General features: G+C 67.1%; 18 protein-coding genes. 15 read left to right on the top strand and 3 right to left on the bottom strand.

Going from position 1 to position 16,910, the window contains the following annotated elements:
• Nucleotides 1-6: 6 nt before the first annotated feature.
• Genes RMCB_RS20820 through RMCB_RS20780 form a run of 9 tightly spaced genes read left to right on the top strand, consistent with a single transcriptional unit; the run spans nucleotide 7 to nucleotide 8,723 of the window.
• Nucleotides 7-1,011: an ABC transporter permease gene (locus RMCB_RS20820; RefSeq protein WP_062830340.1), complete on the top strand. Its 1,005-nt coding sequence runs from the start codon at nucleotides 7-9 to the stop codon at nucleotides 1,009-1,011.
• Complete coding sequence (locus tag RMCB_RS20815) at nucleotides 1,012-1,662, top strand: cysteine hydrolase family protein (protein ID WP_062830339.1); 651 nt, start codon at nucleotides 1,012-1,014, stop codon at nucleotides 1,660-1,662.
• The gene (locus RMCB_RS20810; RefSeq protein WP_062830338.1) at nucleotides 1,659-3,239 is read left to right on the top strand and encodes an ABC transporter substrate-binding protein; all 1,581 of its coding nucleotides are present in this window, start codon (nucleotides 1,659-1,661) and stop codon (nucleotides 3,237-3,239) included. The genes RMCB_RS20815 and RMCB_RS20810 overlap by 4 nt, the downstream gene beginning before the upstream one ends.
• On the top strand, nucleotides 3,239-4,075 hold the full coding sequence (locus RMCB_RS20805) for an N-acyl homoserine lactonase family protein (protein ID WP_062830337.1): 837 nt from the start codon (nucleotides 3,239-3,241) through the stop codon (nucleotides 4,073-4,075). Before RMCB_RS20810 ends, RMCB_RS20805 begins: the two co-directional genes overlap by 1 nt.
• Complete coding sequence (gene allB, locus RMCB_RS20800; RefSeq protein ID WP_062830336.1) at nucleotides 4,075-5,373, top strand: allantoinase AllB; 1,299 nt, start codon at nucleotides 4,075-4,077, stop codon at nucleotides 5,371-5,373. The genes RMCB_RS20805 and allB overlap by 1 nt, the downstream gene beginning before the upstream one ends.
• Nucleotides 5,370-6,149 (top strand): aspartate/glutamate racemase family protein, encoded by a 780-nt coding sequence (locus tag RMCB_RS20795; RefSeq protein WP_062830335.1) that lies wholly within the window; start codon nucleotides 5,370-5,372, stop codon nucleotides 6,147-6,149. Before allB ends, RMCB_RS20795 begins: the two co-directional genes overlap by 4 nt.
• The gene (gene alc, locus RMCB_RS20790; protein WP_062830334.1) at nucleotides 6,146-7,159 is read left to right on the top strand and encodes an allantoicase; all 1,014 of its coding nucleotides are present in this window, start codon (nucleotides 6,146-6,148) and stop codon (nucleotides 7,157-7,159) included. Before RMCB_RS20795 ends, alc begins: the two co-directional genes overlap by 4 nt.
• Nucleotides 7,156-7,686 (top strand): hypothetical protein, encoded by a 531-nt coding sequence (locus RMCB_RS20785; protein ID WP_201028326.1) that lies wholly within the window; start codon nucleotides 7,156-7,158, stop codon nucleotides 7,684-7,686. Before alc ends, RMCB_RS20785 begins: the two co-directional genes overlap by 4 nt.
• Nucleotides 7,683-8,723 carry an isopenicillin N synthase family dioxygenase gene (locus RMCB_RS20780; RefSeq protein WP_062830332.1) on the top strand — a complete coding sequence of 347 codons (1,041 nt, stop codon included), beginning with the start codon at nucleotides 7,683-7,685 and terminating at the stop codon, nucleotides 8,721-8,723. Before RMCB_RS20785 ends, RMCB_RS20780 begins: the two co-directional genes overlap by 4 nt.
• Here RMCB_RS20780 and RMCB_RS20775 read toward each other — a convergent pair whose 3' ends face one another.
• A complete protein-coding gene (locus tag RMCB_RS20775; RefSeq protein WP_062830331.1) occupies nucleotides 8,724-9,791 on the bottom strand; it encodes an iron-siderophore ABC transporter substrate-binding protein in 1,068 nt (355 codons plus the stop codon).
• 165 nt (nucleotides 9,792-9,956) lie between these two features.
• On the opposite strand from RMCB_RS20775, the gene ctaD reads away from it, so the two are divergent.
• From ctaD to RMCB_RS20760, 3 genes are read left to right on the top strand one after another with little or no spacing between them, the layout of a single operon-like run.
• Nucleotides 9,957-11,684 carry an aa3-type cytochrome oxidase subunit I gene (gene ctaD, locus RMCB_RS20770; RefSeq protein WP_029366116.1) on the top strand — a complete coding sequence of 576 codons (1,728 nt, stop codon included), beginning with the start codon at nucleotides 9,957-9,959 and terminating at the stop codon, nucleotides 11,682-11,684.
• Between the two features lie 22 nt (nucleotides 11,685-11,706).
• Nucleotides 11,707-12,972 (top strand): phosphoserine phosphatase SerB, encoded by a 1,266-nt coding sequence (serB, locus tag RMCB_RS20765; RefSeq protein ID WP_201028325.1) that lies wholly within the window; start codon nucleotides 11,707-11,709, stop codon nucleotides 12,970-12,972.
• 59 nt (nucleotides 12,973-13,031) lie between these two features.
• A complete protein-coding gene (locus RMCB_RS20760) occupies nucleotides 13,032-13,328 on the top strand; it encodes a hypothetical protein (protein WP_062830330.1) in 297 nt (98 codons plus the stop codon).
• Between the two features lie 6 nt (nucleotides 13,329-13,334).
• On the opposite strand, the gene yczR is transcribed toward RMCB_RS20760, so the two are convergent.
• Nucleotides 13,335-14,774, bottom strand: a complete 1,440-nt coding sequence (gene yczR / locus RMCB_RS20755; RefSeq protein ID WP_062830329.1) for a MocR-like transcription factor YczR — start codon at nucleotides 14,772-14,774, stop codon at nucleotides 13,335-13,337.
• Nucleotides 14,775-14,838: 64 nt separating this feature from the next.
• On the opposite strand from yczR, the gene RMCB_RS36070 reads away from it, so the two are divergent.
• From RMCB_RS36070 to istA, 3 genes are all read left to right on the top strand, one after another.
• Nucleotides 14,839-14,985 (top strand): hypothetical protein, encoded by a 147-nt coding sequence (locus tag RMCB_RS36070; protein ID WP_165606305.1) that lies wholly within the window; start codon nucleotides 14,839-14,841, stop codon nucleotides 14,983-14,985.
• Nucleotides 14,985-15,641 carry a membrane protein YczE gene (gene yczE / locus RMCB_RS20750; protein WP_062830328.1) on the top strand — a complete coding sequence of 219 codons (657 nt, stop codon included), beginning with the start codon at nucleotides 14,985-14,987 and terminating at the stop codon, nucleotides 15,639-15,641. The genes RMCB_RS36070 and yczE overlap by 1 nt, the downstream gene beginning before the upstream one ends.
• 364 nt (nucleotides 15,642-16,005) lie before the next feature.
• Nucleotides 16,006-16,731, top strand: a complete 726-nt coding sequence (gene istA / locus RMCB_RS20745) for an IS21 family transposase (RefSeq protein ID WP_234792202.1) — start codon at nucleotides 16,006-16,008, stop codon at nucleotides 16,729-16,731.
• Between the two features lie 26 nt (nucleotides 16,732-16,757).
• On the opposite strand, the gene RMCB_RS20740 is transcribed toward istA, so the two are convergent.
• On the bottom strand, nucleotides 16,758-16,910 hold a 153-nt coding region (locus tag RMCB_RS20740; protein ID WP_267887334.1), incomplete at its 5' end, for an integrase core domain-containing protein.

Raw genomic sequence — 16,910 nt, 5'->3', positions numbered from 1 at the left:
CCACCCGTGAAGACATTCATCGCCTCCCGGCTCGGTGCCATGGTGGCCATCCTCGTCGGGCTGACCGCGGTGCTGTTCATCCTGCAGCACATCTCGCCGCTCGATCCGGTCAAGGCTCAGCTGGGTGCCCAGGCCTCCGCCCAGGCCGTCGCCGCGCGGCGGGAAGCACTGGGGCTCAACGACCCTGTACTGCTGCAGTTCTGGCACTATCTGACCGGCGCCGTCACCGGCGACCTCGGCACCTCCTACCGCACCCGACACGCCGTGGTGTCCGACCTCGGTTCGTTCTTCCCGGCCACCCTGGAACTGGCGCTGTACGGGCTGGCCCTCGCGATCGCGCTGGCCGGGCTGCTCGCCTTCAGCACCACCCTGAAGTGGCGCGGCGCCGGGATCCTGCGCGCGGTGCTGTTCACCGGGTCTTCGGCGCCGATGTTCCTGCTCGGCATCCTCGGGCTCATCGTCTTCTATCAGACCCTGGGCTGGGTGCCCGCCAACGGCCGTCTGGGAGTGCCGAATCCGCCCGACGGGCCGACCGGGCTGCTGACCGTCGACGGTCTGCTGCACGCTCGGTTCGACGTGGTCGCCGACGCGCTGCACCACCTGATCCTGCCCGCCCTGGTCATCGCGATCGGTCCGGCCGTGGCGATCGGCCGGGTATTGCGCAGCAGCCTGATGGCCGACATCGACAGCGACTACGCCCGCACCGCGCGGGCCAAAGGCCTCTCCGAGAGCCGGATCATGGCCCGGCACGTACTGCGCAACTCGGTCGGCGCGGCCCTGTCGATGACGGGACTTCAAGTGGGACTGATGTTCTCGGGTGTTCTGGTGGTCGAGCAGGTGTTCGGTTGGCCGGGCATCGGGCAGTACATCGCGCAGAGCATCCCGGTGGCGGACTTCCCGGCCATCGCCGGCGTCACGCTCATGCTGGGCGCCCTCTACGTCGTCATCAACACGGCCGTGGACCTGCTCCAGGCCGCCGCAGATCCCCGTATCGCAGTCACAGGAGGTTAGATGCCGAAACAGCCACTCATCGTGGGCAATCCGGTGCTTGTCGTGGTCGACATGCAGGAGTCCGGCGACATGTCGGTCGAGGAGGTGGGCATTGCGCACATGGCCGGATACGCCGACCGGATCGCGAACGCGCGACAACTGATCGGCGCCGCCCGTGCCGCGCGCATCCCGATCGTCTTCTTCCAGGAAGTGCACCGTGCCAACGGCATCGACTTCGGCCGCGAACTCGACGGCTTCGAGGGCCCGCACTGCATCGACGGCCGGCCCGGCACGCCGCTGCACCCCGAACTGCTGCCCGACTTCGACGGGCCCAACCATGAATTCCATATCGTCAAGCGCCGCTACTCGGGTTTCATCGGAACCGAATTCGAGATCGTACTGTCCGGCCTGAAGGCCGACACCCTGATCCTCATCGGGGGTCTCACCGATGTCTGCGTGCACTACACGTTCGCCGACGCGCACCAGCGCGACTTCTACGTCCGCGTCGTCACCGACTGCGTCGGAGGCTCATCGGAGCAGCGGCACCACGCGGCGCTCGACGCCATGGAGTACCTGCAGGCCGGTGCGATGCGGACCACCGAGGAGATCCTCGCCGCGTTCCGTGCTCTCGGTGCGCACACCACCCCCGTCCTCGAAGGAGCCGCCCGATGAAGAAACTGAGCATGCTTCTGGCGGTCGGTGCGATCGCGACCGCGACCCTGACCGCTTGCGGCGGATCGAATTCCGGTGGCACCAGCACTCCCAACGCTGCCCCGACCGACAAGGTGCTGCACCTGTCGTTCCTGCAGGATCCGGGACAGCCGCCGGACCCCGACGTCTACTACGCCGGGCAGGGCCTGCTACTCACCACGAACACCTACGAGGGCCTCCTGCAGTACAAGGCGGGCACCGACAAGCCCGTGCTGGAGCCGCTACTGGCCACCGAGTGGACGGCCTCGCCGGACAACAAGGTGTTCACCTTCAAGCTGCGCGAAGGCGTGAAGTTCCATGACGGCACGCCGTTCACCTCGGCTGCGGTGAAGGCCTCGTTCGATAGGAGGGCGGCGGTGAATCAGGGTCCGGCGTACATGGTCACCGACGTCGAATCAGTCACCACTCAAGGTGATTACGGTGTCACCGTCACGCTCAAGGCGCCGAACTCGGCGTTCCTGGACTACCTGGCCTGTCCCTACGGACCGCGCATGCTCAGCCCGGAGGGGCTGAAGAAGAACGGCGGCAGCGACAACGCGCAGGGCTACCTCACCAATCACGATCTGGGCACCGGCCCCTACACCCTGACGGCCGCCGAAGTCGGCTCGAAGTACGAACTGACCGCATTCGGCGACTACTGGGGCGCCAAGCCCTACTTCGAAAAGGTCGAGCTTCCGGTGATCACCGACGTGTCGGCGCAGCAGTTGCAGTTCAACAACGGTCAGATCGCGGCGATCCTGCACGACCTGCCGTCCTCGGCGGTGCAGTCGTACCTGGACAACAAGTCGTTCGCGAACTACTCACTGCCGACCATGATGTCGAACTACGTGTACGTCAACCCCCGCAAGGGCATGATGACCGACGCGAAGAACCGCACGGCCGTCTTACAGGCCATCGACGTCGACGAACTGGTCAAGCAGACCTACTTCGGTCGCGGCAAGACCGCCGAGCAGATCTACCCGCCGAACATGATGGCCGCCGAATTCGGCAAGCAGACAGTGCCGCACGATCCGTCGGTGCTGTCCGGTATCGCCGCAGGACTGCCCGCCGACCAGAAGGCCGTCACCATCGGCTATGACTCCAGCAACCCGGACAATCAGTTGATCAGCAACCTGATTCAGACCCAATTGGCGGCGGCCGGCCTCAGCGCCAAGGTGCAGGCCTACCCGACGTCGGAAATCTATGGCTGGGTCGGCAGTGACGGGCAGTCCGCGCCGGAGATCATGACCTACCTCGGGTGGCCGGATGCACCGTCGCCATACACCTGGGGACACATCTCGTGGGATGCCAGCGGCGGTCTGAACTTCTTCGGGTGCTCGGCGCCCGCGGTCACCGCGGCCCTGGCCAAGGGGCTGCCCGCCGACACAGACGCCGACTTCTCCACTGCCGGTACGGAAGCGGTCAAGACGGGCTGCTGGCTCAACGTCGCCGACGTCAACGACTTCATGGTGGCCCAGCCCTGGCTGAAGGGCATGGAGCAGGCGCACGTGGTGACCAACCCCAACTCCCTGCGGCTCGCCGCGCTGTCGGTGGGTTGATGGCCACACTGGTGCGCAAGGGCGGGGTGCGTCGAATCATTCTGCTGACCCTGGGTTGGGAGGAACTGCCGAAATCGGTGTCGGTGTACGGCGCTCCGCCCGAGGAGCGGATGCGCGAACCCGTCCCGGGCGTGCTGTTGCAGACCGACGGTGGCTGGGTGCTGTTGGACACCGGGTTCAACACCGCCCTGGTGCGGGATCCGGCGCTCTACCGGCGGTTCTTCCCGACCGTCGAGTACCGCCCGGTGTTGCCCGGCCCCGGTGAACCCATCGAGCAGCGGCTCGCCGAGGTCGGGGTCGATTTCGACGCCATCCACACCGTCGCCGTCAGCCATCTGCACCACGACCACGCCGGCGGGCTGAAACTGTTCGCCGGCAAGGTGCCGGTGCACGCCCAGCGTCGCGAACTCGAGTACGGGCTGTCGAATCACCCTGAGCCCGAACGCAATGCGATCGTGCGGGTGGACTTCGACGACCCGAACATCGACTGGCGCCTGGCCGACGGGGAAGCCGAGGTCGCCCCTGGCGTCACCGCGGTGCCGACCTACGGGCACACGCCTGGGCATCAGAGTTTCGTGGTGGAGCTCGATGAAACGGTCGGAGGCGACGGGTTCGTCTTTGCCTTCGACGCTGCCGACCTCACCGAGAACATCGAGCACGAACTGCCCATCGGTGGGTTCATCGACGTCGATCCGCAGGACACGGTCGAGCCGATTCGCCGGCTCAAGAAGTTGGCTGCCGACAGGGGATTTCAGCTGATTCCCGGCCATGATCCGCACGTGTGGCCTGGGTTGACGCAACACTTCCACGAACGATTCGGGCCGGTCGCATCGTGATGGAGTGCGTCTTACGCGCGGACCGGGTGCTCCTCGGTGAGCACCTGGTCCCGGCGTCGGTCGGAATCAACGATGGGTGCATTGCCTTCCTCGGTGACCTCGACGCGGACTGCCCGGCGGCCCAGGATTGCCGGCTGCCGGCTGCGGCCGTCCTGCTGCCCGGGTTCGTCGACACCCACGTCCACATCAACGATCCCGGCACCGACTGGGAAGGTTTCGCCACGGCCACCGCAGCCGCCGCGGCGGGCGGCATCACCACCATTGTCGACATGCCGCTGGACTCCGACCCGGTGACCACCAGCGTCGCCGCCTTGCGCATGAAAGAGTCGGCGGCCGAAGGCAACTGCGCCATCGCCGTCGGGTACTGGGGCGGCGTCGTCCCGGACAATCTGGACCGGCTCGCCGAGCTGGCGCAGGCCGGGGTGCGTGGCTTCAAGTGCTTCCTCGCCGATTCGGGCAATCCGAACTTCCCGCACCTGACTTCCGAGCAGCTCCGGACCGCCATGGTCCGCATCGCCGAACTGGATTCGCTGCTGCTGGTGCACGCCGAGAGCCCGGCAGTGCTCGACGCCAGCCCGCGTCCGGTGGGGCGCCGCTACCGGTCGTTCCTGGCGTCGCGCCCCGATGCCGCTGAGGAGGACGCCGTGGGCCTGGTCGTCGACACCGCACGGGAGACCGGCGCTCGGGTGCACATCGTGCACGTGTCCAGTGCCCGGGTGCTGCCAGTGCTGGCCGCGGCGAAAGCCGACGGCATCGCCGTCACGGCCGAAACCTGCCCGCATTACCTGACTTTCGGCGCCGAGGAGATACCTGACGGCGGCACCGAGTTCGCCGCGTGCCCGCCGATCCGCGACGGCGCGAACCGAGAACCGCTGTGGGCGGCGCTCGGCGACGGAACCTTGGACCTCGTGGTGTCCGATCATTCGCCGTGCCACCCGCGGCACAAGGCCGCCGGCGACTTCGGTCGCGCGTTCGGCGGGGTCAGCTCGCTGCAGCTCGGGCCCCGCGCCGTCTGGACCCAGGCCGTGGCGCGCGGTTTCGGTATTGCCGAGCTGAGCCGGTGGATGTCGGAACGCCCCGCAGAGCTGGCCGGCTACCCGGACCGGGGCCGGATTGCCGTGGGGCTGCGGGCCGATCTGTGCGCCTTCGATCCCGACACGGAGGACATCGTCCGTGCCGCCGAACTGCGGCACCGGCACCCGGTGGGCCCGTACGACGGTGTCCGCCTACGCGGTTCGGTCTTGCAGACCTGGGTGGCCGGGGTGCCGGCCCTGAGCCGGATAGGGGAGCCGGTGTGAGAATCCTGGTGCTCAATCCCAACACGTCGGCGGCGATGACCGCCGAGATCGCTGCCGCCGCGCGGGCCGCCGCCGATCCCGGCGTCGAGATCGTCTGCATGTCACCGCACTTCGGTGCCGAGGCGATCGACTCGGCCGCAGAGAGCTATCTGTCCGCGGTCGGGGTCATGGATGTCGTCGCCCGGTTGAACCAGGCGGGCACCTTCGATTTCGACGCCGTCGTGCTGGCCGGCTTCGGCGAGCACGGCCGCGACGCACTCGCTGAGACGCTCACGGTACCGGTGTTCGACATCGCCGAATGTGCCGCGCACATCGCCCATCTGATCGGCCGGCGGTTCTCGGTGGTCACCACGTTGGCACGGTCGATCCCGCCGATCCAGGACCGCCTGCTGCTGGCCGGACTCGACGCACACTGCGCCTCGGTGCGCGCGTGCGGTCTGGGCACCGCGGAGGTGGACGCCGACCCGGCCGGTGCCGTGCAGGCCGTCGTCGCCGAGGCAGCCCGCGCGATCAGCGAGGACGGCGCCGACGTGATCTGCCTGGGCTGCGCCGGGATGGCCGGCGTGACCGCGGCCATTTCCGCCAAACTCGGCGTACCCGCCGTCGACGGTGTCGCCGCCGCGGTGGCGCTGGCACAGGCTGTCGTCAAGCTGGGGCTTTCCACCAGCAAGGCCGGGATCTACGCACCCGGGCCGGACAATCCGCGCAGCCACTGGCCGTTGTCGGAAGCTCTTGGCTCTTCGCGCAAGCGCTCATCGGAAGTCATTGGGCGGTGACCGACACCGACCTCGCCTCCCGCACCGTCGGCGGTGCCGTGGTGGCCGCCAGCGACGAATCCTTCGGATTCAAGGAACGGCTCGTCGACCCGGCCGAACCCGCATTCGTCCCCGGCACCTACGACCTGCGCGGCGAAGTGGTGGACGGTTGGGAGACCAAGCGGCACGCCGGACCCGGCGGAGACTGGGCGATCATCCGGCTCGGTGCGCCCGGCCGGCTGCACATCGTCGACGTGGACACCCGATTCTTCTCCGGTAACCACCCGACCGCCGCTGCCGTCGACGCCTGCACGTTGGAACGCACCACGGATCCGACCGCACCTACCGTGGCCTGGACCCCCATCGTGGAAACGACCGTCCTCAAGGCGGATTCGCACAATCTGCTGGGGGTGACGGACAAGCGCCGGTGGACGCATCTGCGGTTGCGGTTGCAGTCCGACGGCGGGGTCGCGCGGCTGCGCGCCTACGGCGAGGTGGTACCCGACCCGGCGCTGTGGACCGGTGTCACCGTCGAGGTGTCCGGTCTGGAGCAGGGTGGGCGGGTCGAATGGTGCAGCGACAGTTTCTATTCCAGTGCCGCCTCGCTGATCGCCCCGAATCGGCCGCGCAACATGGGCGAGGGCTGGGAGACCCGCAGGCGCCGCGATATCGGACCCGACACCCACGACGCGGTGATCATCTCGTTCGCGGTGCCCGCCGACCTGCGTCAGGTCGAGATCGACACCTCGTACTTCGTGTTCAACGCCAGCCTTGAGGTGTCGGTGCTGGGCAGCCGCTGTCGGGCCGATCGCGAACATGGCTGGGGGATGGTCACTTTCGACGTCCCGGTGCTGGCGCGTACCACGTTGATCCCCGATGCGCGGCAAGTCTTCCCGATCGAGGTGCCCGGCGTGTCGGCGCTGCGCGTACAGGCCTACCCGGACGGCGGGATAGCCAGGGTGCGGGCACTCGGGGTGCCCACGGCAGACGGGCTACGCATGCTGCAGCGCCGGTGGAAGGACTGTTCGTGACGGTATCCATGGCCGACTGCGCCGGACTGTGGCGCCGCACCCTGCTGATCGAAGCGGACGGCACCCGCGACGAGAAGCCGGGCGTCCTGTGGCTGCAGGGGCCGACCGCTTATGTCGACTCGCGCGGCTTCGCGGGAACCCTGGCGCAGCACGGCAACATCTTCGAATGGCACCGCGCGGTCGACGCGCAACCGCCGGGCGCGTTCCCGGATGCCGGCGAGATGCGCTGGGAAGGCGAGGTTCTCGTCGAGACCGGGGTGCACGAGGACTACGTCGAGCACTGGGTGCGCGACACCGGGGAGGTCGTTCCCACCGGTGCACTGCGCCTGTCCGGTCCGGGCGGCACCCCGGCACTGCTGGTCCGTGCGGGTGCACTGTTCGGCTGGGCCGACCGCGGGCAGGTGGTGATCGGCACCGTCGGCGGCGCCGACTATCAGGCGCTCGGAATCGTGATGTCCGGCAACGAAATCCAGGCCAACGGCGTGCTCTGGACGGTGAATCAAACGGAAGGGAAGGTGGATTCATGAGTGGCGTGACGTCATTCACGTCGGTGCCCGTCATCGACATCAGCGGACTGTACTCACCCGAGCGCGCCGAACAGGACCGGGTGGCCGCCGAGATCGGCCGGGCGGCAGCCGAAGTCGGCTTCTTCTACATCAGCGGCACGGGCATCGACGAGTCCCTGTTCGACGCCATGCTGGCCACCGTCAAGGAGTTCTTCGCGCTGCCGGTGGATGAGAAGATGCGCAACTACATCGGATTCTCCCGGTGCCACCGCGGCTACGTACCGGTCGGCGAGGAGGGGTTCGAGGGCACCGTCCCCGATCTGAAGGAAGCCTTCGACACCGCACTGGACCTGCCTGCCGACGACCCGGACTACCTGTCCGGCAACCCGATGCTGGGCCCCAACGCCTGGCCGGAGGTCCCGGGCTTCGCCGCGGCCGTGACCGCCTACTACCAGGCGCTGCTGGCCGTGGGGCAGCGGCTGCTGCGGGCATTCGCGGTGGCGCTCGGCGAGGACCCCGAGGTGTTCTCCCGGCACGCCACCAAGACGCCCAGCCAGTTGCGGCTCATCCACTACCCGTACAACCCCGCTGCCGTGGACAGCATCGGGATCGGCGCGCACACCGACTACGAATGCTTCACCTTGCTCAAGCCCACCGCGCCGGGTCTGGAGGTGCTCAACGGGGCGGGGGAGTGGATCGACGTCCCGCCGGTCGACGGCGCATACGTCGTCAACATCGGCGACATGCTCGAGCTGTGGACGAACGGGGCGTTCGTGGCGACCAGCCATCGGGTCCGCAAGGTCGCCGAGGAGCGGTATTCGTTCCCGCTGTTCTTCAACGTCGACTACGACACCGAGGTCAAGCCGCTGCCCCGGTTCATCACCACCGAGACAGCCCAACGACCCGCGTTACGGGCGGGTGAGCACCTGTTCGCCCAGACCGCGCAGACGTTCGCCTATCTGCGGCGGCGTATCGAGAACGGGGAACTGGCACTGCCGGACGGATCGCTGGGTCTCGGGCAGTTCGGCCGGCAGGCGCTGCAGGGCACCGGCGGCTGATCAGTTGATCGGCGCGTTGACCCAGCGCAGATCGTCGAGGATGCCGCGGGCCGCGACGATGTTCTGGCCGGTCTGCCACACCTCGTTGTTGACCACGAACACCCGGTTGTCCTTGGTGGCCGACAATGCCCGCCACGCCGGACTGTCCAGGATCGCCGTGGCGTGGTCGCGCGCGGCAGACGACGCGAACGACACGTACACGATGTCGGCGTCGGCGATGGAGTAGTCACCGCCGGAGGTGGCCAATTCCTCGAAGGGTTTGTCGGTGAACCGCTGGGCGGCGGGCCGGTCCAGCCCGACCGCTGCCAGGACGCTGCCGGGGAAGTTGTTGGCGCCGTAAACCCGCACGGTGTTCTCGGTCAGCTGCACCACGGACGCCTGAAAATGCGCGGCGTCGTTGTCGGTGCCGGTCTTGCGGGCCGCGTCATTGAACTTGTCCACCAGGTCGCCCGCCGCGTCGGCGCGTCCTGTCGCCGCGCCGACCGTGCGCAGCGTGTCCTGCCAGCCGGCGCCGGGCGCGCTGGTGAACACAGTCGGTGCGATCGCTGCCAGCGGGCCGAAGGCGTCGGGCGTCAGCGCCTGCGACCCGAGGATCAGGTCGGGGTGGGCAGCGGAGATGGCCGAGAGATCCGGTGCGTTACGGTCGCCGACCGCCGCGATGTCGTGCACGGTCTTGCCCAGATAAGACGGTTGACTTGCCGAGCCCACCGGCGTGGCGGCCGCGACCACGCGGGACTGCAGGCCGAGGGCGCACAACGCGTCGAGCTGATCGCCGGACAGCACCACGATGCGTTGCGGATCCCCGGACATCTGCGTGGTCGGGGGGATGCCGTTGCCCTCGGCATTGCGAACATCGCGCGAGGCCGGGTCCGCGGGAGCCGGCGCGGGGGCACACGACTCGTCGGGACGGCGCTGATTGCCCAACACGCCGGCATCGGCGATCTTGGTCACACTCGTGCTGATCGACGGGTGGCCCTGCGGCGCCCCGGTTTCAGAACCACAACCGGCGGACAGTGCCGCGGTCACGGCGATCAGCGCGGCTGCGACACGCGGTCGGTTGATCAACACGGGGCGACGGTAACATTCTGGCGCTTCCCAGCTGGTCAGGACGCCGCGCTGAGAACTTCCGGGTTGATTACGACCGTTTGTAGGACCCACGGGCGCGCGGGGCTTCGGGAGGGTTAGGATTCAGGTCGATATGCGGGATTTCCCGACTGATCTTTGGAGGATCTCTTGGTAGCCGAAGCGCCCCCAATCGGAGAACTCGAGGCACGTCGTCCTTTTCCGGAACGGATGGGCCCCAAGGGCAACCTGGTCTACAAGCTCATCACGACCACCGATCACAAGCTGATCGGCATCATGTACTGCGTCGCGTGCTTCGCCTTCTTCTTCATCGGCGGGCTCATGGCGCTGCTGATGCGTACCGAATTGGCGTTGCCGGGCTTGCAGTTCCTGAGCAATGAGCAGTTCAACCAGCTGTTCACCATGCACGGCACCGTGATGCTGCTGTTCTACGCGACGCCGATCGTGTTCGGTTTCGCCAACCTGGTGCTGCCGCTGCAGATCGGCGCGCCCGACGTGGCGTTCCCGCGCCTGAACGCCCTGTCGTTCTGGCTCTTCCTGTTCGGCGCCCTGATCGCCATGGGTGGCTTCATCACCCCCGGCGGCGCCGCGGACTTCGGCTGGACGGCCTACTCGCCGCTCACCGACGCGATCCACTCGCCCGGACCGGGCGGTGACCTCTGGATCATGGGCCTGGCCGTCGGTGGTCTGGGCACCATCCTCGGTGGCGTCAACATGGTTACCACCGTGGTGTGCATGCGCGCGCCCGGTATGACGATGTTCCGGATGCCGGTGTTCACCTGGAACATCCTGGTGACCTCGATCCTGGTCCTGATCGCCTTCCCGATCCTGACCGCCGCGCTGTTCGGCCTGGCCGCCGACCGGCACCTGGGCGCCCACATCTACGACCCGGCCAACGGCGGAGTCCTGTTGTGGCAGCACCTCTTCTGGTTCTTCGGCCACCCCGAGGTGTACATCATCGCGCTGCCGTTCTTCGGCATCGTGTCGGAGATCTTCCCGGTGTTCAGCCGCAAGCCGATCTTCGGTTACACCACGCTGATCTACGCCACCATCAGCATCGCGGCGCTGTCGGTCGCGGTGTGGGCGCACCACATGTACGCCACCGGCGCGGTCCTGCTGCCGTTCTTCTCGTTCATGACGTTCCTGATCGCGGTCCCGACCGGTATCAAGTTCTTCAACTGGATCGGCACCATGTGGAAGGGGCAGTTGACCTTCGAGACGCCGATGCTGTTCTCGGTGGGCTTCCTGATCACGTTCCTGCTCGGTGGTCTTTCGGGTGTGCTGCTGGCCAGCCCGCCGATCGACTTCCACGTCACCGACAGCTACTTCGTCATCGCGCACTTCCACTACGTGCTCTTCGGCACCATCGTCTTCGCCACCTACGCGGGCATCTACTTCTGGTTCCCGAAGATGACCGGCCGGTTGCTCGACGAGCGCCTGGGCAAGCTGCACTTCTGGCTGACCTTCATCGGCTTCCACACCACGTTCCTGGTGCAGCACTGGCTGGGTGACGAGGGTATGCCGCGCCGCTACGCCGACTACCTCGCCAGCGACGGGTTCACCACGCTGAACGTGATCTCGACCATCGGCTCGTTCATCCTGGGCATCTCGACGCTGCCGTTCGCCTGGAACGTGTTCAAGAGCTGGCGCTACGGCGAGCCCGTCACGGTCGACGATCCGTGGGGCTACGGCAACTCCCTGGAGTGGGCGACCTCCTGCCCGCCGCCGCGGCACAACTTCACCGAGCTGCCCCGGATCCGTTCGGAGCGTCCGGCGTTCGAGCTGCACTACCCGCACATGGTCGAGCGGATGCGTGCGGAGGCCCACGTGGGCCGCTCGCACCACCCGGAGCTCGAAACCGCCGACCAGTCCAGCTGACGGCAGGCGGCTACTGGGGGAGATGAGTCGAAAGGTGCCTTCTCCTATCGGCTCCTCGCGCGAGCGCTCGTCGGTCCTCATCACCGTCACCGGAGTCGATCAGCCCGGCGTCACGTCGGCGTTGTTCGAGGTGCTGTCCCGCCACCAGGTGGACCTGCGCAACGTCGAACAGGTCGTCATCCGCGGCCGGCTCACCCTCGGTGTGCTGGTCGCGGCACCGGCCGAGGTCGTCGACGGCGGTGGTTTACGCAGCGACGTCGAAGCCGCGATACACGGCGTCGGGCTGGACGTGACGATCGAGCGCAGTGACGACCTGCCCGTGCTCCGTGATCCGTCGACCCACACCATCGTGGTGCTGGGCCGGCCGATCACCGCACAGTCGTTCGGTGTGGTCGCGCGCGAGGCGGCGGCTCTTGGTGTCAACATCGACACGATCCGCGGGGTGTCCGACTATCCGGTGACGGGTCTGGAATTGCGGGTCTCGGTGCCGTCCGCGGCGGCCTACGCCCAGTTGCAGGCCGCGATGGCACAGGTGGCCGTCGACGAGGGCGTCGACATCGCGCTCGAGGACTACAGCCTGTCGCGGCGCGCCAAACGGCTCATCGTGTTCGACGTCGACTCCACGCTCATCCAGGGTGAGGTCATCGAGATGCTGGCCCAGCGGGTCGGCAAGGAGGCCGAGGTGGCCGCCGTGACCGAGGCCGCCATGCGCGGTGAACTGGACTTCGCGGAATCCTTGCACCGCCGGGTGGCGACCCTGGCCGGGTTGCCCGCCGAGGTGCTCGACGACGTCGCCGAGCAACTCGAGCTGACCCCGGGCGCGCGGACCACCATCCGCACCCTGCGCAGGCTCGGCTTCCACTGCGGCGTGGTCTCCGGCGGATTCCGCCAGGTGATCGAACCGCTGGCCGAAGAGCTGATGCTCGATTACGTAGCGGCCAACCATCTGGAGGTCGTCGACGGCAAGCTGACCGGACGGGTGATCGGGCCGATCGTGGACCGGCCCGGCAAAGCGAAAGCCTTGCGCGACTTCGCCAGCCAGGCCGGGGTGCCGATGGAACAGACCGTTGCCGTCGGGGACGGCGCCAATGACATCGACATGCTGGCCGCGGCGGGCCTGGGTGTGGCGTTCAACGCCAAGCCGGCGCTGCGCGAGGTCGCCGACGCGTCGCTGAGCCATCCCTACCTGGACACGGTGTTGTTCATCCTGGGTATCACCCGCGGCGAGATCGAAGCTGCCGATGCGGTCGACGGCATGGTGCGTCGCGTCGAGATCCCCGAAGACTGAGGCACTGCCACGGCGGGGTTCCACCCGCGTCCTGTAACGCCGTCACGTAGGGTGTCGATATGGCGAAGGTGAAGCACGCAGTTCTGGTCGGTGGTTTCGCCGTCGCGGCGGCCTTGGGACAACTGGCATTCGCCTCCCAGGCCGATGCCAAGCCCTGCCCATCGGGCACGGTCCCGTCGAAGTTCGAGGGAGTCTGCGTGAGCGGCCCGTCGGGCGGCGGCGTGGTGCCGGTCCTCACACCTGCCAGCGAAGGTTCGGGTGTGGTGAATGCGCCCGGTCAGCTGCCTTCAGTCAACGGTATTCCGTGCACCATCGAGCATTACGGCACCTGCTTGGCGCTGTCCCAGCAGCAGTAGGCGGCCTCAGACCACCAGAGTCGGCTGCTGCGGGCTGCTGACCCCGGTGATGCTGCGCCAGGCGCGCACCATCAGCTCGACCGCTTCCTCCAACTGAGGCTCCGGCAGGGCGTAGGGCAATCGGATGAACCGTTCCAGCGTGCCGTCCACCCCGAACCTCGGACCTGCGGGCAGATCGAGGCCCAATCGGGATGCACTGGCAGACAGTGCTGTGCTCATCGGTGCGGGTAGCCGCACCCACAGCGACATCCCGCCGCGGCCGTCACCTGGCTGCCAGTCGGGCAGTTCGCGGGCCAGCAGCGACACCAGGTACTGCCTGCGTTGGTTGAGCAGCTCGCGCCGTTCCGGCAGGATGTCTTCACGCGCCGCGAGAAGCCTTGCCGCAGTGAGCTGTTCGAGTATGGGCGTGCCGAGATCGAGGGACGGCCGGATGGCGGTGATGGTCGCCAGAGTGGTGCGGTCGGCGCGGATCCAGCCCACGCGTAGGCCGCCCCAAAACGACTTCGACATCGATCCGATGGTCAGCACCAGGTCATCGCGTGGCACCGAGACTGCCAGCGGCGCCGGCGGTGGTGCATCGATCCACATGTCGATGATCGACTCGTCGACGATGGTGCGGGTGCGCGTTTCGGAGATGATCTGTCCCAACCTGGTCCGGCCCTCGGCGCCGAGGGTGAACCCGGTGGGATTGTGGCAGTCGGGAATCAGGTAGGCCAGGCTCGGTGCAAGCTGACGCAGCGCAGCGTGCACGGCGTCGAGTTCCCAGCCGTCTTCGGTGAGCGACACCGGCACCGGGCGCGCGCCGGCATGCGTAATCGCCGACAGCGCACCGTGATACGTCGGTTGCTCGACGAGCACGCGGTCACCGGCCTGGGTGTGGGTAGCCAGGATCAGGCCGATCGCGTGCTGCGCGCCACTGGTCACCATGATCTGGTCGGCATCGGTGGGCAGCCCGCGCTCGCAATACCTCTCGGCGATCGCTTCGCGCAGTGCGGTGACGCCGGTGAGCTCGTGGCCCGGGTCGTGCAGATACGGGGTGATGTCATGAGCGGCCTCGGCGAACGCGTCGAGCACCGCGGCGCACGGTGCCGACAGCGCAGCCGCGGCCAGGCTGACGGCCGGCTGCGTCGGTTCGGTGACCACTTCGGACCGCAGGGGGAGCGCGGCGGTGCTGCGAGCTCCGCGGCGGGCCTTGAGATAGCCGTCGTCGCGCAGCTGCGTGAACGCGGCGGTGACCGTGGTGCGCGAGACCCGCAACGCGTCGGCCAGGGCCCGCTCGCTGGGCAGCCGCGACCCGACCGGCAGCCGGCCGTCGACGATCAACAAGCGGATGGCATCGGCCAGGCCGAGATAGGCAGGGCCACTGAGGCTGGAGGTGCGCCAGTTGCCGAGTTCGCGGGCCAAAAGGTCCACATCGAGGGCGCGGGCGGCCATATCGCTACTCATAATCAGGCCAGTATCCGCCAACTGGCTATTGATGAGCAAGCCAGTTGGTCGGAATGATCGAAGCATGAGAACGAATTGGATATCGCGGCTCGCGGAAAATCTCCGTCGTGTGTACGACTCGCGCAACGCCATCGCAGACGGTGACGTGGACGCCCGCCGGGTGGCCAGCGAGCTCTACGTCATCCGCGCCCGATTCCAGGACCACTCCTGATGACCGCGCTCAAACGGGGCACGCTGCTGCTGATCGGTCTGTGCGGCTACGGCGTGTCGATGGGCATGATGGTGCGCGCCGGCCTGGGTCTGGACCCGTGGGACGTCTTTCACCAGGGCCTGACCTGGCACACGCCGCTGACGATCGGGCTCGCGTCGGCGGTCGTCGGAGTCGTCGTGCTGCTGGCCTGGATCCCGCTGCGCAACAAGCCGGGTATCGGCACTGTCGCCAACGTCATCGTCATCGCGATCACCGTCGACGCCACGCTGGCCGTGCTGCCCGCAGCGCACGCCATGCCGGTGCGCATCGCGATGATGCTCGGTGCTGTGGTGCTCAACGGCATCAGCACCGTGCTCTACATCGGCGCGGGGCTGGGCCCGGGCCCGCGAGACGGTCTGATGACCGGGCTGGTGGCCCGTACCGGGCTGTCGATCCGCTTGGTGCGAACCGTGATTGAAGCAACCGTGCTCGCCGTGGGCTGGCTGCTCGGCGGCTCGGTCGGCGTCGGCACCCTGGTCTACGCGTTCGGCATCGGTCCGTTGGTGCAACTGATCCTCAAGTTCACCCCGCGCTCCATCCTGTTCCACGATTTCAGCGGCAGGCGCGACCGCGAGCCCGCGAAGACCAGAACGGAGCTAGCCGAGCCCATCGTGTGAATTCTTCGCCGGCAGTTCAAGCATCGTTGGACGGCGCAGCAGGCCAGATTCACGAATGTCAACGCATCACCGGCGCAGGTTGCGATGGGGAAGACGGACGGGACTGCCTCCACAGTTATTTCAGGATGTCAGGGTTGGGATACCGCTGACGCGGCCAAGTTGCAAGTGGCGATCTTGTTTGAGTGTGGTCACCTAACTTGGCCCCGGTTGGGCTTGTTGTCGTCGCGAATTTCGGCTCCACCTGGGTGGTGACCTTGTCTGCCTGTGGGGTGCGGCGTGTCGTCACCAATATTGGCCCCACCCTGGTTGCGATCTTCATGTCCGGTGTCGTCGGCGTGGAGGTCAGGAAGTGGCGAGGTCACGCGTGGAAATCTTCGAGCAGATTCGGCGGGATCGACGGCTGGAAGGCCTGTCGATCCGGGAGTTGGCGGAACGGCACCGGGTGCATCGTCGGACCGTGCGTCAGGCATTAGCCTCGGCGGTCCCGCCGCCCCGTAAGCAGTATCCGGCTCGGCGGCGGCCGGCGATCGATCCTTATGTTGCGATTATCGATGGCTGGTTGACTGCTGATCAGGACGCGCCGCGCAAGCAGCGTCACACTGCTCGGCGGATCTGGCAGCGTTTGGTTGTCGAGCAGGGAGCGCGGTGCTCGGAGGTGACGGTATCGAGATACGTGGCGCAGCGACGCCTCGAGCTGGGTTTCAAACAGATCGAGGTGGCGGTCCCACAAACTCACGTTCCGGGCGCTGAGGCGGAGGTTGATTTCGGGGAGTTCTGGACCCGCATCGGTGGAGAGCTGGTTAAGTGCTGGATGTTTGTGATGCGGCTGTCTTGCGCGGGTCGGGCGTTTCACGTCGCCTTCACCACTCAGGGGCAGGAGGCGTTCCTGCAGGGGCATGTGTTGGCGTTCAGCCACTTCGGCGGTGTCCCGGCCCGTATCCGTTACGACAATCTCAAACCAGCGGTTACCAAGGTGCTCAAGGGCCGCAATCGCGCCGAATCCGACCGGTTTGTCGCGTTGCGTAGTCACTACGGATATGACTCCTTCTTTTGCCGTCCAGGTAAGGAGGGCGCTCACGAAAAGGGCTGAGGTTCCCCCCGAAAAGTGGACAGGGGTTATGCGGCCTGGCCGGCCGTGGTGAGTGATTGTTCGTACGCGATGCGGCTGAGCATTCCAATCGCTGAGTGGCGTCTCCGATTGTTATAGAAGTGCATCCAATTGTCAATGGCTGCAACGAGTTCCGCCATAGTGGCAAAGGTGTGACGGTA

Origin of the sequence: Mycolicibacterium brisbanense (assembly GCF_001570425.1) — a bacterium.
Classification (GTDB): Bacteria; Actinomycetota; Actinomycetes; order Mycobacteriales; family Mycobacteriaceae; genus Mycobacterium; species Mycobacterium brisbanense.
The sequence above is the reverse complement of the archived record's forward strand: the minus strand, read 5'-3'. Positions and strand labels throughout refer to the sequence as shown.